The 15,709-nt window shown below is 54.4% G+C and carries 12 protein-coding genes; all 12 read right to left on the bottom strand.

From position 1 onward, the window contains the following. Window positions 1–2: 2 nt before the first annotated feature. The gene (secA, locus tag R3F50_13890; protein ID MEZ5491393.1) at window positions 3–2,777 is read right to left on the bottom strand and encodes a preprotein translocase subunit SecA; all 2,775 of its coding nucleotides are present in this window, start codon (window positions 2,775–2,777) and stop codon (window positions 3–5) included. Between the two features lie 111 nt (window positions 2,778–2,888). After that, window positions 2,889–3,815: a M23 family metallopeptidase gene (locus tag R3F50_13885; GenBank protein MEZ5491392.1), complete on the bottom strand. Its 927-nt coding sequence runs from the start codon at window positions 3,813–3,815 to the stop codon at window positions 2,889–2,891. Between the two features lie 138 nt (window positions 3,816–3,953). Then, window positions 3,954–4,865, bottom strand: a complete 912-nt coding sequence (gene lpxC / locus R3F50_13880; GenBank protein MEZ5491391.1) for a UDP-3-O-acyl-N-acetylglucosamine deacetylase — start codon at window positions 4,863–4,865, stop codon at window positions 3,954–3,956. Window positions 4,866–5,092: 227 nt separating this feature from the next. Continuing rightward, on the bottom strand, window positions 5,093–6,250 hold the full coding sequence (gene ftsZ, locus R3F50_13875; GenBank protein ID MEZ5491390.1) for a cell division protein FtsZ: 1,158 nt from the start codon (window positions 6,248–6,250) through the stop codon (window positions 5,093–5,095). A 118-nt stretch (window positions 6,251–6,368) separates the two neighbouring features. After that, entirely contained in the window at window positions 6,369–7,604 is a 1,236-nt protein-coding gene (gene ftsA / locus R3F50_13870) for a cell division protein FtsA (GenBank protein MEZ5491389.1), read from the bottom strand. Between the two features lie 67 nt (window positions 7,605–7,671). Next, the gene (locus R3F50_13865) at window positions 7,672–8,337 is read right to left on the bottom strand and encodes a cell division protein FtsQ/DivIB (GenBank protein MEZ5491388.1); all 666 of its coding nucleotides are present in this window, start codon (window positions 8,335–8,337) and stop codon (window positions 7,672–7,674) included. Window positions 8,338–8,495: 158 nt separating this feature from the next. Then, on the bottom strand, window positions 8,496–9,437 hold the full coding sequence (locus R3F50_13860; GenBank protein MEZ5491387.1) for a D-alanine--D-alanine ligase: 942 nt from the start codon (window positions 9,435–9,437) through the stop codon (window positions 8,496–8,498). A 61-nt stretch (window positions 9,438–9,498) separates the two neighbouring features. Beyond that, on the bottom strand, window positions 9,499–10,941 hold the full coding sequence (gene murC, locus R3F50_13855; GenBank protein MEZ5491386.1) for a UDP-N-acetylmuramate--L-alanine ligase: 1,443 nt from the start codon (window positions 10,939–10,941) through the stop codon (window positions 9,499–9,501). Next, the gene (gene murG, locus R3F50_13850; GenBank protein ID MEZ5491385.1) at window positions 10,934–12,028 is read right to left on the bottom strand and encodes an undecaprenyldiphospho-muramoylpentapeptide beta-N-acetylglucosaminyltransferase; all 1,095 of its coding nucleotides are present in this window, start codon (window positions 12,026–12,028) and stop codon (window positions 10,934–10,936) included. Before murG ends, murC begins: the two co-directional genes overlap by 8 nt. Before the next feature lie 12 nt (window positions 12,029–12,040). Beyond that, window positions 12,041–13,222 (bottom strand): putative lipid II flippase FtsW, encoded by a 1,182-nt coding sequence (gene ftsW, locus R3F50_13845; protein ID MEZ5491384.1) that lies wholly within the window; start codon window positions 13,220–13,222, stop codon window positions 12,041–12,043. Next, entirely contained in the window at window positions 13,219–14,589 is a 1,371-nt protein-coding gene (gene murD / locus R3F50_13840; protein MEZ5491383.1) for a UDP-N-acetylmuramoyl-L-alanine--D-glutamate ligase, read from the bottom strand. Before murD ends, ftsW begins: the two co-directional genes overlap by 4 nt. Before the next feature lie 17 nt (window positions 14,590–14,606). Further along, entirely contained in the window at window positions 14,607–15,689 is a 1,083-nt protein-coding gene (gene mraY / locus R3F50_13835; protein ID MEZ5491382.1) for a phospho-N-acetylmuramoyl-pentapeptide-transferase, read from the bottom strand. Window positions 15,690–15,709 lie beyond the last annotated feature (20 nt).

The following is a 15,709-nucleotide window of genomic DNA, read 5'->3' as shown; positions in this document are numbered from 1 at the left end:
TGCTAAGCTAACCGCCCGTGGCAGACTTTGTATTTTTTACCGGAACCACAGGGGCATGGCTCGTTGCGACCGACTTTGGCCATATCCCGCACGAACGGTGCGTTATTCTCTTCCTGTCCAGTATCACTCCCCCCCCGGGGTGGTGCGGCCTCTTCCGCAGCCAATGCGGACGCGGCGGCATGCTGGTATTGCATGCGCTCCTGGGCGAGTTCCCGTTCCCGTTGCCGCTCGATAGCCTCGGCATCATCTTCGCGCTTGACCTGCACCAGGCTGAGCATTTTGATGACCTCGGCCTGGATATTGGTCAGCAGTTCCTGGAACAGGGCAAAAGCCTCGCGTTTGTATTCCTGCTTGGGGTTCTTACCACTGTAACTGCGGAGGAAAATTCCCTGACGCAGCGAATCCATCGTTGCCAGGTGCTCTTTCCAAAGATTATCGATGATCTGCAGCACTATCTGCTTTTCAAACAGACGCATCTTTTCACCAACCGGGGCACATTTTTCAGCATACTGCTCTGCCAGCGCCCCGTTGATTTTTTCCTTCAACTTATCTTCATACAGTTCATCATCTTCCTCGAGCCATTGCTTGAGCGGCAGAGTACTGCCAAATTCCGTTTCAATGGCATTCTCAAGGCCTGCGATATCCCACTGTTCCGGAATACTCTGAGGGGGTATATGGGAATCGACAATACCGGCCACGACATCGCCCCGCATATCCGCTACCAGTTCCGACACATCGTCACTGGCCATAAGCTCGTTGCGCTGACGATAAATTATGGTTCGCTGATCATTGGCCACGTTGTCAAATTCCAGCAGTTGTTTGCGGATATCAAAATTTCTGCCTTCCACTTTACGCTGCGCCTTTTCTATCGAGCGCGTCACCATGCGATGCTCGATCGCTTCTCCTTTCTCCATGCCAAGCTTGCGCATGAAATTACGCACGCCATCCGAGGCAAAGATGCGCATCAGATTGTCTTCCAGGGAGAGATAGAAACGGGAAAATCCCGGATCGCCCTGACGACCCGCCCGGCCTCGAAGCTGATTGTCTATCCGGCGAGACTCATGCCGTTCGGTGCCGATAATATGCAGACCACCAGCCTCTATCACCTGGTCATGACGTTTCTGCCATTCTTCCTTGATGCTGGCAATCTTCTCTGCCGAAGGATTGTCCAGTTCAGCAACTTCCGCCTCCCAGTTACCCCCCAGCACAATATCCGTTCCGCGACCCGCCATGTTAGTCGCGATAGTAACGATGCCAGGCCGGCCGGCCTGGGCGATGATCTGTGCTTCCCTGGCGTGAAACTTGGCGTTCAGAACCTCATGAGGAATTTTTTCCTTGTTCAGGCGCGCCGAGAGTATCTCCGAGGTGTCGATCGAAGCGGTTCCGACCAGCACCGGGGCACCTTTGCCACTGAATTCCCTGATATCGTTAACAATAGCGTCGAATTTTTCCTCCATGGAAAGAAACACCAGGTCATTGGCGTCGATTCTGACCATCGACTGATTGGTGGGAATGACGACTACTTCCAGATCGTAGATCTGTTTAAACTCAAATGCCTCGGTATCTGCGGTGCCGGTCATGCCCGACAGCTTCTTGTAGAGGCGAAAGTAATTTTGAAAGGTGGTGGAGGCCAGTGTCTGACTCTCGCTCTGAATCTCTAATCCTTCTTTCGCCTCAAGCGCCTGATGCAGTCCCTCCGACAGCCTGCGGCCTTCCATGGTTCTACCGGTATGCTCGTCGATCAGGACAATGCGGTTGTCTTTGACGATGTATTCCACGTCTTTATGGAAGAGGTAGTGGGCCCGCAACCCCGAGTGTACATGGTGCAGCAGATTCAGATTGGTCGCGGCATACAGGCTCTCTCCCTCGTTCAACAACCCATTCTGAGTGAGAAGATCCTCAACGTACTCGTGACCTGCCTCGGTCAACTCCACCTGCCTGGTTTTTTCATCAACAGTGAAATGGCCACTCTCCTCCCGTTTATAATTGGGGTCGAGTTTTGCAGTCATTCGCTCTTCAGGACTAAGCTCGCCCTGCTGCATCTTAGGAATCAGCTTGTTGATCGCCACGTAGAGCTTGGAACTGTCCTGTGCTGCTCCGGAGATGATCAGGGGCGTCCTGGCCTCGTCGATCAGTATCGAGTCCACCTCGTCAACAATCGCAAAATTAAGCGGTTGCTGCATCTTGTCTTCCAGGCGGAAGGCCATGTTGTCGCGCAGGTAATCAAACCCAAACTCATTGTTGGTCCCGTAACTGATGGAACACCGGTATGCGGCGCGCTTCTCTTCCTGGCTCTGGCCTGACTTGATAACACCGACAGTGAGCCCGAGGAATTCGTAAACCGGACGCATCCAGTTTGCGTCACGTTCCGCCAGGTAATCGTTTACCGTAACGATGTGAACCCCTTCCCCGGTCAGACCGATTAGATAGGCCGGCAGCGTAGCCACCAGGGTTTTGCCTTCTCCGGTACGCATCTCGGCGATGTCGCCCTCGTAAAGGACAATGCCACCGATCATCTGCACGTCAAAATGCCGCAGGCCAAGGGTACGTTTACTGGCCTCGCGAACCAGCGCGAAAGCCTCGGGCAGCAGCTGATCCAGTGACTCGCCCGCCTTAAAGCGCTCTCTGAGGAGCGGCGTCCGAGCCTTCAGCTCCTCGTCGGATTGTGCCTCCAGTTCTGGCTCCAGGGCGTTGATAGCGCTGACCTTGCGCTGGATTTTCTTTAACTTGCGAGAGTTGCTGCTCCCGAATATCTTGCTTAACAGATTTCCACTCATGGTGATAAGTTTCTTTCCAGGTATTCAAATAAGTAAAGGCCGAGACCCAAAGTACATAGCAGAAAGTCCTGGCACCTTAACGGGCCAGGACCAGTAGACTAGAAGCAGGAATTAGCGGATTGTGCGATTAATGTAGGACGCCGGGTCCACCACACGACCGTTTTTGTACACTTCGAAATGGAGGTGGGGTCCTGTTGAACGACCGCTGGAACCCACCAGCCCGATAGTCTGGCCTTTGTCTACAATCTCACCGATTTCGACCAGTAACTGATCCGCATGGGCATAGCGTGTTTCGAATCCGTTTCCGTGGTTGATCTCCACCATCATCCCATAGCCGGACTTTTGCGCCGACCAGGTAACCACACCGCCAGCTACTGCCTTGATATGGCTGCCTTTTTCACTGGAAAAGTCGATTCCCTGATGATAAGTAAGCTGGCCTGTAAAAGGGTCTGTCCGGCGACCGAATCGGGATGAAACCCAACCCCGCTCCACCGGCCGCCCTTCCAGTCTGGCGTCGTCCCGGATCTGCCGGCCGGTCAGAATTTCTTCAAGAATTTCAAGTTGCTGCTGCCTGCTATCCAACTGGTTTTCCAGTTGCCCGATGGCGCTCATGAACTGCGGTATCGTATAGTCCACGCTGAAATCCGGCTCCGGCCCGCCGATCGGTACCGGCTGGCTGAAATCGAATTCTTCCCGGTCAAGCTCCGCCACCTCGACAACCCGCTCGCCGACTGCATCCAGGCGTAATAACTGTGCCTGCATCATGGCCAGGCGCCGGGTGAGGGCTTCAAGTTCCTGCCTGGACTGGTCGCGAATATCACCCAGTTGTTCTGCCTGATCCTGCAGCCGGGACTCCCAGTTGAGAGCTGCCTGGTCGTCAAAATGGACAGAATTATGGGAGATGGCAAGCTGGTAGCCAAGAAAACCCAAAGCAACCGGTGCCCCGAGCAAACACAGTGAAAGTGTTGTTTTTAACCAGCCTTTGAGCACAATGGTTCGTGAACGACCATGGCGCTGATCTACTAAAATTATCTTCATTACTCAGACTACTAAGCGAATCCCTTTAATACCTGAAGGACAATACCGGGGAGAGATGCGGACACGGACACACCAACGCCTAACACAACTAATGATAAATCAGCGGGTTAGGAGAGAAGATCGACGACCTGAAAGGAGTCAGGCAGCCAGCACCGGCTTCATGTAGGAAATTGGTACGCTGCTGTCGCTGTCGAAGCTGACAATTTCCCAGGCATCCTCATTCACCTCAAGCATCCTTAATAAGGCATTATTCAGCGCATGTCCAGACTTATGGCCTTTGAACTCACCAATGAGGCTATTTCCCAGCAGGTATAAATCACCGATCGAATCAAGAATCTTGTGCTTCACAAACTCATCTTCGTAACGCAGCCCATCCTCATTGAGGACCTTGTAGTCACCGACGGCAATGGCATTATCCATACTCGCACCCAGCGCCAGATTTCGATTCCTGAGTTCTTCAAATTCATGCATAAAGCCGAACGTTCTGGCGCGGCTCACTTCTTTCACAAAAGAAGTGCTGGAGAAATCGATAGTCGCAGACTTGGTGTGCTTTCGGTAGACAGGGTGATCGTAAAGCAGTGTATAGCTGACCTTGAATCCGTTAAACGGCTCCAGGCTTACGGACTTATCCCCTTGTTCCAGCTTGATGGCGCGCTTGATTCGAATGAATTTCTTGGCCGCTTGCTGTTCCTCGATCCCGGCGGACTGGATCAGAAAGACGAATGGCCCGGCGCTGCCGTCCATGATGGGCACCTCAGGCGCGCTAAGATCGACATAGCAGTTATCGATGCCGAGTCCAGACATGGCTGACATCAGGTGCTCAATAGTGGAGATGCGCACATCACCCTTCACCAGGGTGGTGGAGAGCGTGGTGTCGCCGACATTCGACGCCTTCGCGGGGATCTGTACGACCGGATCGAGGTCAACCCGGGTGAAGACTATCCCGGTATTAACGGGGGCTGGCCTTAAGGTCAGATAAACTTTTTTACCGGTGTGCAGTCCGACGCCGGTAGCCCTGATTACGTTCTTAAGAGTTCTTTGTTTTAGCATGTATTTTTTCTTGACCGCCCGCTCCGGACTGCTGAGTTTGGGGCGGCCTATCAACTCCTCTCGTTGAGATTATAGTCCAGGCCGCGAAATCGACGCGCATATTATCATTATTGACTGGCCAACCCAAGGTTAGTTCCCCGATTCAGCAGCCAGCTTCGACACGAAGTGTCTGAAGTCACGAGCCTGCTGGCAGGGACAGCAGCCGAGTCCTGCTGCCCCTGTGCCTGCTAGTCCACCTGCTTACGCAGAAATGCTGGTATGTCCAGGTAATCCATATCAGGAATATCGCCCACAGCCTTTGCCATGACCGGCTCTCTGGTTGGCGCATACTGGTCGTTCTTGCGCATTACAGTCGGTTTGTCGAGCCGACGATAATCCCGATCCCTCATAATATCGCTGTTATCGACAACCTTGGTCGGCCGCCCTATCTCCTGCCCAAGGCCGGTTGCGACGACTGTGACGTGCATATCTTCCTTGAGGCTTGGGTCGATTACCGTACCCACGACAACAGTGGCATCATCGGACGCGAATTCTTCGATCGTGTCGCCAACTTCTGTGAACTCCCCGAGAGAAAGGTTCTCTCCAGCGGTGATATTGACCAGAATACCGCGTGCTCCCTGCAGGTTGACATCTTCCAGAAGCGGGCTTCTGATGGCGGCTTCCGCTGCTTCCCGGGCACGATTCTCACCACTGGCAAAGCCGGTACCCATCATCGCCATCCCCATTTCCGACATGACTGTCTTCACATCGGCGAAATCCACGTTGATCATGCCTGGGTTCATGATCAGGTCAGCGATCCCCTTGACGGCACCCAGCAATACATCGTTGGCAGCGCGGAAGGCCTCCAGCAGAGACGCCTGGGCTCCCAGAACCTCAAGCAGTTTCTCGTTAGGAATGGTAATCAGGGAATCCACGTGCTGCTGCAACTGCTCTATTCCCTGATTGGCAACCTTGATGCGTTTTTTCCCTTCGAAAGGAAAAGGTTTGGTCACGACGGCTACCGTGAGAATGCCAAGCTCTTTAGCGATTTCAGCCACGATGGGAGCGGCACCGGTTCCTGTGCCCCCGCCCATACCAGCGGTAATAAATACCATGTCGGCACCCTTGAGAACTTCGGCGATTGCTTCTCGGTCCTCGAGCGCTGCTTCACGGCCGATCATAGGATTGGCGCCGGCACCGAGCCCTTTGGTAATGGCATTGCCTAACTGCAGTATCGTCTTGACATTCAGATTGCTGAGCGCCTGGGCATCGGTATTGGCGCAAATAAAATCAACCCCATCGACCTCGTTACAGATCATGTGGGCAACGGCATTGCCGCCACCACCGCCAACGCCGATGACCCTTATAACCGCGCTTTCGGGTACATTTTCGACTAATTCAAACATTTTATAGCCCTCTTAGTTAGTAAGCCTTGCAGACAGCGCCTTAACAATTTCATTTGCCCAAATGAATCACAACTGCCTGGTAAAGTTTTTAGATACAAACGGTATGCTTTTCCCCTGTTTAAAAATTGCCCTGAAACCAGCCTTTGACTTTGTCTACCAATTGAACCTGCGGCTCTTTCCGGGTTCCCAAACCTTCTCTGTCCTGATGCTGCTTTAGTCCGTACAGCAATAACCCCACGCCGGTGGAGTAAATCGGGTTTCTAACAATATCGGCCAGTCCCTTGACATTATGAGGAGCCCCAATCCGGACCGGCGCATGAAAAATCTCCTCCGCCAGATCCATGACACCTTCCATTTTGCTGGTGCCCCCGGTCAAAACGATTCCTGCTGCCAGCAGACTTCCATAGCCACTACGTTCCAGTTCATTCTGGACCAGCGAAAACAGCTCGGCGTAGCGTGGCTCAACCACCTCGGCCAACGCCTGCCGGGAAAGTTCTCTCGGTGGCCGGTCTCCGACGCTTGGCACCTTGATCCGGTCTTCCGGGCTGGCCAGCTGCGTGAGTGCACAGGCATATTTAATCTTGATTTCTTCGGCATTCTCGGTGGGAGTCCGCAACGCCATGGCGATGTCGTTGGTTACCTGGTCACCGGCGATTGGAATGACACCGGTATGGCGAATGGCCCCTTCGGTGAATACGGCTATGTCCGTTGTACCGCCGCCGATATCCACCAGACAGACCCCAAGTTCTTTTTCATCTTCAGTCAGCACGGAGTAACTGGATGCCAGTTGCTCCAGAATAATCTCTTCGGTCTCCAGGCCGCAGCGCTTGATACACTTTTCGATGTTCTGCACGGCATTGATTGCACAGGTGATCAGGTGGACCTTGGCTTCCAGCCGCACACCGGACATCCCCAGTGGTTCCTTGACTCCTTCCTGACTGTCTATGATGTATTCCTGGGGCAGAATGTGTAGCACTCTTTGATCCGCAGGAATAGCCACTGCCTGAGCGGCGTCAATTACCCTCTCGATATCGGCACGCATCACCTCGCCATCCCGGATCGCCACAATGCCATGGCTGTTCATGCTGCGAATGTGACTGCCGGCGATACCGGCGTACACTGAGGTGATCTGGCACCCGGCCATCAGCTCCGCCTCTTCTACCGCCCGTTGAATTGAATCTACCGTGGACTCAATATTTACCACCGTGCCTTTCTTGAGGCCTCTGGAACGGTGACTGCCGATCCCGACGATATCCAGGCTGCCATCCCCATTGATGTTGCCAACAATGGCAACGACCTTGGACGTCCCGATATCCAGGCCGACAATAATGTTTTCCCCGGCCGAACTGCTCATGGATTGAATCCTGATAAAGTGATCGATGCACCACACATCAATTCGGTACCAATGAACCAGATTGCTTTCACCGAACGGCTACCTCAGATAAGTCGTGCTGTTTTTTCTTCACCGTGAAGCCATTGCTGTAACGTAGATCAATTTCTTCGATGTCAGCTATATCGTTTCCAATCCACTTATCATAAATAGAAGCGAATCTTTTTAGCTTGTCCCGCACAGCGGTTCTGCCTGCCACCAATCGTAACCCGCCACTAACAGCGATCTCCCAGCTGCCACGCTCACTAAGAATCAATTTTTCGATTCGCAGACCAGAGGCATACAGAATCTGGTTAAAAGCCTGGAACTGCTCCATCATCCTGGTCTCGGACCCTTCCGGACCCGCAAGCAATGGCAGCGAAACAGCATCATCCAGCTGAGACGGAGTAAAGATCTGACCCGATTGGTTAAGCAGTGACTCCTCACCCCATCGGGCAATTGCCGTTTCCTCGGTGAGCGCAATGACCATAGTATTTGGCCAGATCCGCTTGACCTCGGCACGGGCCGCCCACGGGTGAGATTCAAGCTGCTGTTTCACAACAGAAACGTCGATATCGAAAAAGCCCTCATGCATATAAGCGGCAAGCAGTCCCGTAACTTCACTCTCATTGACACGATTAAGCAAAGTCGTGAGTTTTACAGCTTCGATCGGCCTGTTCACATAACGCCCAATAGCGTCTCGATTCGGAATCGCCACCCCCGCGCCTAGCAGGCAAATCAAACCCACGCCCAGCCACGCCGGCCAGTTAACCCCCCGCGGCTTCAGGGGCTGGTCGTTGCCCGGCAGGCGCCGCCTGGCCCCAGGAGTCTGGGGTGCGCGTCTATTGTCAAATTGCTGACTGGTTGCCATTGGTCTTATTCCTGATCGATGCCCTTGGCGAATAGAATCTGCAGCAGTAGATCCTCAAAACTGATTCCTGCCTGTCTGGCGGCCATCGGAACCAGGCTATGGTCTGTCATGCCGGGGACGGTGTTAACCTCCAGCAGATAAAACCGGCCCTCACCGTCGCGCATGATATCCACGCGCCCCCAGGCCTCGCAGCCCAGCGCGTTGAATGCGCACAGAGCTAGACTGTTCAACTGGCTCAGGGCTTCCGGCGAAAGGTCGACGGGACACAGGTACTGGGTATCATTGGCTAGATACTTGGCATCAAAGTCATAGAATTCGTGATCGGTCTTCAACTGAATCGCCGGCAGCACTGTCTGTTGCAAAATCGTCACGGTAAATTCGTCACCGGCAATATATTGCTCGGCGAGGATGGTCTGATCGTATTGCCTGGCCTTTTGAAAAGCCTCCTGCAAAGCAACAGCGGAATCGGCAATGGACATGCCGATACTGGATCCTTCGTTCACCGGCTTAACCACTGCAGCGCCAAAATCTGCGATGATGGCTTCCCAGTCACTGTCCTTGTTGAGCGTCACGAAATCCGGCGTGCTCAGCCCCAATTGCCGCCACACCAACTTACTGCGCAGCTTATCCATGGCCAGTGCCGAAGCCAGCACATCGCTGCCGGTAAAGGGAATGTTCATAGAGCGCAACAGACCCTGGACCACCCCGTCTTCCCCGCCCCTACCATGCAGCAGATTAAAGACCCGCGCTGGCCTCACCTCCTGCAACTGACTGACCAGGTCATTCGCAGCATCCACTGGCACCACGTCCAGTCCGATAGTTGCCAGCACGTCCGCCACTGCCTTACCGCTCAAGAGGGATATCTCCCGCTCGGCGGAAGTGCCCCCCATTAACACCGCAACCCGGCCGGCTTTTTCGATCAGTCCTGCTAGTTCCGAAGATTCCATAGGTTCACTTCAAAGTTTTTGTTATGGGCATATCGGCCCTTTTCCCTTTGCTCTTTGCTCTTTACCCGACACTCTTAACGTCGAACCCTTCCTCTTCCAACTGTTTCGCCAGAGCCCCAACGCTGCCTGCTCCCTGGGTAACGACTATGTCCCCATCACGCAAAAGTGTAGCCAGCAGGTTCGGTAATTCTTCCTGTCTCTGGACATACACCGGGTCTACCTGGCCGCGCAGCCGAATACTGCGACACAGGCTCTTGGAATCTGCTCCGGCAATCTTGGCTTCACCAGCCCCGTATACTTCAAGCATGAGCAGGACGTCCACATCGGAAAGTACTTCGACAAAATCCTCATAAAGATCTTTCGTGCGGCTGTACCGATGGGGCTGGTAGATCATCACCAGCCGCTGGCCTGGCCATCCGGCCCTTATGGCGGCGATAGTTGCCTGCACTTCCCGGGGATGATGCCCGTAGTCATCAACCAGCATCACAGTGCCACCCGTGGTCAGCGGAAAATCCCCCAGCATTTCGAAGCGACGCCCCACGCCGGAAAAATCGTTAATTCCCTGCACGATCGCCGCATCAGAAACGCCTTCGTCGCTCGCCACCACGATGGCTGCAGTCGCATTCAGGGCATAGTGACGTCCGGGCATATTGAGGGTCAGCTCGAGTGGAGCCAGCCCGTCAGGCCTCTCCACCCTGAACTGCGTCACCTGTCGATTCTGCCGTAACTCCGTCAAGCGAAAATCCGCCTGCTCGGCAAATCCATATGTGAGTATGGGACGCGAAACCCTGGGCAGAATCTCCGCCACCACTGGATCGTCGATGCACAACACCGCCAATCCGTAAAAGGGGAGATTGTGTAGAAAATCGACAAAGTAGTTTTTCAGCTTGTCAAAATCCCCTTCGTAAGTTGACATATGATCTTCATCAATATTGGTGACAACTGCCACCATCGGCTGAAGATGCAGAAACGATGCATCACTCTCATCAGCCTCAGCCACCAGATACCGACTTTCACCCAACCTGGCATTGGTCCCTGAACTGTTCAGCAGGCCGCCGATAACGTAAGTCGGGTCCAGTTTCTCAGCCGCGAAAATCGCGGCCAGCAGGCTGGTTGTCGTGGTCTTGCCATGAGTCCCGGCAATGGCTATTCCATGCCGATACCGCATCAACTCGGAGAGCATTTCGGCTCTCGCGATTGTTGGCTTGCCCAACTCTCTGGCAACCATTAACTCAGGGTTCTCAGCAGTGACAGCACTGGAGAAGACAACCACATCGGCCTGATCGACATTTTCAGCCTTGTGCCCGATAAATATCTGCGCCCCCAACCCCTCCAGACGGAAAGTGTTTCTGGATGGCCTGATGTCTGACCCGGTTATTTTATAACCTTGATTCAATAATACTTCGGCTATTCCACACATCCCGGCACCACCTATCCCGACAAAGTGAATGGTGTTGATTCTCCGCATCTCGGGAATCTGGTACATGCGCTTGGCATCAAACATCGGCAGCCTCCAGGCATCGGTCAGCAATGCGCTCGTCTGCATCCGTGATCGCGAGGCGTATTGCTGCACCGGACATGGCCTTGAGTCGCGCCCTGTCATGATCGAGATTGACGACTACTGTCGTCAGACCCTCAGCTGTCAGAACTGCCTGTTCCATGACTAACGCAGCACCCTCGTCTGCGAGCCAACGGGCATTTTTGAGCTGCTGCCTGTCCTTGTGATGAGGGTAAGGAATCAAGATTGCGGGCAGTCCGGCAGCGGCAATTTCTGCCACGGTGCTCGCACCGGAGCGGCAGATGACGAGATCGGCCCATTGGTAAGCCGCCGCCATATCATCGATAAAATCCACCACCCTGATCTGCTCTCCTGTACTCACGTTATGATTCCTGTAACCAAGTTCGGTTTCTTCCAACTTGGCTCTTCCCGCCTGGTGCAGGATTTCCGGCCTTTTCCCTTCTTTCCAGTTAGCCAGTAGCGCTGGTATCACCTTGTTTATGGCCTGCGCCCCCTGACTGCCGCCGAGCACCAGTACCCGCAAGGTTCCGGCTCCGCTCGGTTGTCGTCCCCGACCGACAGCAGCAACAGTCTGCCGTACCGGGTTACCAACCAACTCTGCCCTGGCCGAAGCGGGAAAAGTGTCCGGAAAAGCCTCCAGGACCTGGTGCGCCAATGGCGCCAGCAACTTGTTAGTCAACCCAGGCACGGCATTCTGCTCGTGTATCAGAAGCGTTCGCCGCCGCAACCTGGCCGCCACCCCCCCTGGTCCGGTTACGAATCCTCCCATCCCCAGCACACAATCCGGATTTACCGCACCGATTATTCGCGACGCCTGAGCAGTGGCCCGAAAAATCATCATTGGCGCCAGCAACAGACTCAGCCACCCCTTGCCCCGCAGGCCTCTGGCCGATATGAGATGCAGGGGAATAGCTGTTCTACCCAGAATTTCCTTCTCCATTCCCGCATCGGAACCGAGCCATTCGACGTGTGCACCACGAGCCTGTAATTTTTCGGCAATCGACAAGGCAGGGAAAATATGCCCTCCAGTGCCACCGGCCATGATCAACACCGTCACATCCTTGCGCCCCATTAGCCGATGCACCTACTTTCTGCGAGGTGCCGGAACACGGTCAGTCTCATATTGAATTCGAATCATTATCGCCACCATCATGCAGCTGATAATCAGACTGGCACCACCGTAGGAAATAAACGGTAGAGTCAGCCCCTTGGTAGGCAACAGGCCTGTATTGACGCCTACATTGATGAGTATCTGGCTGGCAAAAACGACGGAAATTCCGTAGGCGGAATACGCCTGAAACCTGAGCCCTTTACGCTCGGCTGCCCTGCCAATCGACAGTCCGCAGTAGACCAGCAGTGTCAGCAGCGCCAGCACCACTGAAACGCCAAGCAGCCCTAACTCTTCGGCCAGGATAGCGAGAACGAAGTCCGTGTGTGCCTCGGGGAGGAAATAAAGCTTCTGAATACTGTTGCCAAGCCCCACGCCAAACCATTCGCCCCGCCCGAAAGCGATAAGCGCCTGTGTCAACTGATAGCCACTTCCGTAAACGTATTCATCGGCCCAGGGATTCATAAAGGAGGTAAATCGCTCGATTACATACGGGTACTTAATCGCCAGCACAACGACCGCGGAGACACAGGCAGCCACTACCAGCAGGAACCTGTGCAACCTGGCGCCGGCAAGGAACAGCATGCTGAAGGTGGCAGCCAACAGGATGACTATTGCGCCATGATCGGGTTCCCTCTGCAGTAAAACAACCGCGGGCCCGATCACCAGCAAGGGCTTGAAAAAACCTGACCAGCGGTCACGAACCTCTTCCTGATGACGCTCCAGAAAGGCAGCCAGATACAACACCAGGAATAGCTTCCCCGGCTCAGATGGCTGCAGATTAAACAATCCCAGGGGAATCCAGCGGGCACTGCCATTAACCACTTTCCCGATACCTGGAATCAACACCAGCACCAGCAGTATGTAAGCAAGCAACAACAGCAGTTTGCTTGCGGAGTACCAGCTCCGGGTCGGAATATTGACGGTTACCAGCATGACCAGCAACCCGACAGCAGCAAAGATGACCTGGCGCTTGAAGTAGTGCAGTGGATCTGAATACTGGCCACTGGATATCTCTATCGACGCCGAGGTCATCATCATCAGACCCACGACCAGCAGCAACAGGGAAACCAGCAACAACCCATTGATCGGCAGCGCAGCGCCATTACCCTGCAGCAGGCCTGATCCCGGCCGGACACCGACAGAACGAGCTGTCATTGCAAACTCCTTACGGCTTCCGTGAACACCTGTCCACGATGATTAAAGTCCCTGAACATATCGAAGCTGGCGCAGGCTGGCGAGAGCAGGACTGCGTCACCGGGTAGAGACTCCTTCCTGGCCAGCCTGACCGCCTCGTCCATGTCACCGGCAAACTGAATTCCAGTCTGCGCCTTCAGGGTCTCGGCAAGCTCCCTGGCCGCGGCCCCGATCACTATCACCAGCCTGACATATCGTTCAACAACCGGCCGCAGGGGAGTGAAATCGGCGCTTTTACCAACCCCGCCGGCAATGAGCACGACGCGCCCGCTAATGGCCTGCCCCACACCGTCTATAGCGGCAACGGTGGCTCCAACATTGGTACCTTTTGAATCGTTGTAATAGTTCACGTCGTCGACCCTGGTTACCCATTGGCAGCGATTTGGCAGACCACGAAACTCCCTCACCGCCGCGCCGATAGTTTTCAGGTCCACACCCAGTGCATGGCAGATAGTCATTGCCGCCAGCACATTGGCGACGTTGTGCCGGCCCGCCACTTTCAGCTCATCCACCCGCGTCACTGCGGTGTCACCGAAGCACAGGTGCTGAGTCCCATTCAACTCGGAGAGACCAAACTCACCGTCGACGGCCTCACCCACGCCGAACCTCAGGATTTGCGCGCTGCCGGGGTCCGGAGGTTCACTGAAAGGATTATCCCGGTTAACCACTATCTTCCTGGCGCCCCTGAAGATCCGCTGCTTGGCCTGCCAATACCCGTCAATATCATCGTAACGGTCCATGTGGTCTTCACTCAGATTCAAAATCACTGCGACTTCAGCACGAAGATCACTGGTAGTTTCCAGCTGGAAACTGGAAAGCTCCAGCACAAAGACGTCCCACCTGGTCTGCTTCCTGAGCAGTAATTCCAGGGCCGGCCTGGCATTGGCGCCATCAAGATTTCCGCCCAACCCCACCTTCTGACCTGCTGCTGATAAAATTTCGGCCACCAGGGAAACCACTGTACTTTTCCCGTTCGAACCGGTCACTGCCACTACGGGTGCAGTCGCATACTGGCTGAACAGATCGATGTCACCGGTGACCAGCACACCCCGGCTCCTTGCCTCGACTATGGCCGTTTCACGCAGGCTGACGCCCGGACTGACAATCAGCTGCCTGGCGTTGTTAAAAGTCGAAGAGCGAAAGCCACCCAGCTCAAGCTGGACTTCCGGAAATTCCTCCACCAGCTGCTGCATTCCGGGCGGATCAATCCGGCTGTCCACTACCATAAAAGGCAGTCCCCGGTCCTGTAGAAATCTCGCACAGGACAGCCCGGTTTTTCCTGATCCGACAATCACCGAAATTTTCTCGTCGCTCGATTTGTTCGCCAACTTGTTTCAAACCGTCCCTATCGCAACTTCAGCGTTGCTAACCCAAACAGCACCAGCATTACGGTAATAATCCAGAAGCGCACGATAACGCGGGGCTCCGGCCATCCCTTCAACTCAAAGTGGTGATGCAAGGGTGCCATTCGAAATATCCGCTTGCCCGTAAGCTTGAACGAGGCCACCTGGAGAATTACTGAAACCGTTTCCATCACGAAGACCCCCCCCATGATGAACAGAACAATCTCGTGACGTGACACGATCGCCAGCGCACCCAGGGCCGCGCCCAGGGCCAGAGCTCCCACGTCTCCCATAAACACCTGGGCTGGATACGTGTTGAACCAGAGGAATCCGAGACCGGCACCCAGCAGCGCGCCGGAAAAAATCACCACCTCACCGGCGCCGACTATGTAGGGAATGTTCAGGTATTCGGAAAAAACCACGTTGCCACTCAAGTAGGCGATCGCACCCAGGGCGCCCCCCACCATCACGGTCGGAAGAATTGCCAGCCCGTCCAGGCCATCTGTCAGATTGACAGCGTTGCTGCTGCCGACGATCACAAAGTAACTGATCAGAATGTAAACAACGCCGAAGTCCAGGGCTACATCCTTGAAAAACGGAATTATATAGGTGAGTTCCGCGGGCCCCGGAGCGGAGCTGTAGAGCCAGTATGCTGCAGTCACTCCGATGACAGACTGCCAGAAATATTTCCATCTGGCCGACAGCCCTCTGGGATCTTTCCTGAAGACCTTGCGGTAATCGTCCACCCACCCGATGGCGCCAAAGGCCAGCGTGACCAACAGTACAATCCAGACGTAATGGTTCTGCAGGTCACCCCAGATCAACGTGCTGAGTCCAATACTGACGAGGATCAGTGCACCGCCCATAGTCGGAGTGCCAGCCTTGCTGAAATGGGTTTCCGGTCCATCGTCTCTCACTACCTGACCTATCTGGTGATAGTTGAGACGTCGAATCATGAACGGACCAATCAGCAGAGAGACACCGAGAGCCGTAAGGACACTGAAAATCGTCCTCACGGTGATGTACTGCAGTACAGCGAAATTGCTGTCGATCTGCATTAAATAGTCAGATAACCAGACGAGCATTATTGGGCCCCTAAGTTATT

Source organism: Gammaproteobacteria bacterium (genome assembly GCA_041395725.1).
Classification (GTDB): domain Bacteria; phylum Pseudomonadota; class Gammaproteobacteria; order Pseudomonadales; family Pseudohongiellaceae; genus NORP240.
This window is presented reverse-complemented; position numbering and strand designations above follow the sequence as displayed.

Excerpts from the sequence above, each read along its gene's own strand:
- lpxC (MEZ5491391.1), bottom strand. The coding sequence starts at position 4,865 with ATGCTAAAACAAAGAACTCTTAAGAACGTAATCAGGGCTACCGGCGTC.
- R3F50_13885 (MEZ5491392.1), bottom strand. The coding sequence starts at position 3,815 with ATGAAGATAATTTTAGTAGATCAGCGCCATGGTCGTTCACGAACCATT.
- ftsZ (MEZ5491390.1), bottom strand. The coding sequence starts at position 6,250 with ATGTTTGAATTAGTCGAAAATGTACCCGAAAGCGCGGTTATAAGGGTC.
- ftsW (MEZ5491384.1), bottom strand. The coding sequence starts at position 13,222 with ATGACAGCTCGTTCTGTCGGTGTCCGGCCGGGATCAGGCCTGCTGCAG.
- mraY (MEZ5491382.1), bottom strand. The coding sequence starts at position 15,689 with ATGCTCGTCTGGTTATCTGACTATTTAATGCAGATCGACAGCAATTTC.
- secA (MEZ5491393.1), bottom strand. The coding sequence starts at position 2,777 with ATGAGTGGAAATCTGTTAAGCAAGATATTCGGGAGCAGCAACTCTCGC.
- R3F50_13860 (MEZ5491387.1), bottom strand. The coding sequence starts at position 9,437 with ATGGAATCTTCGGAACTAGCAGGACTGATCGAAAAAGCCGGCCGGGTT.
- ftsA (MEZ5491389.1), bottom strand. The coding sequence starts at position 7,604 with ATGAGCAGTTCGGCCGGGGAAAACATTATTGTCGGCCTGGATATCGGG.
- murC (MEZ5491386.1), bottom strand. The coding sequence starts at position 10,941 with ATGTTTGATGCCAAGCGCATGTACCAGATTCCCGAGATGCGGAGAATC.
- murG (MEZ5491385.1), bottom strand. The coding sequence starts at position 12,028 with ATGGGGCGCAAGGATGTGACGGTGTTGATCATGGCCGGTGGCACTGGA.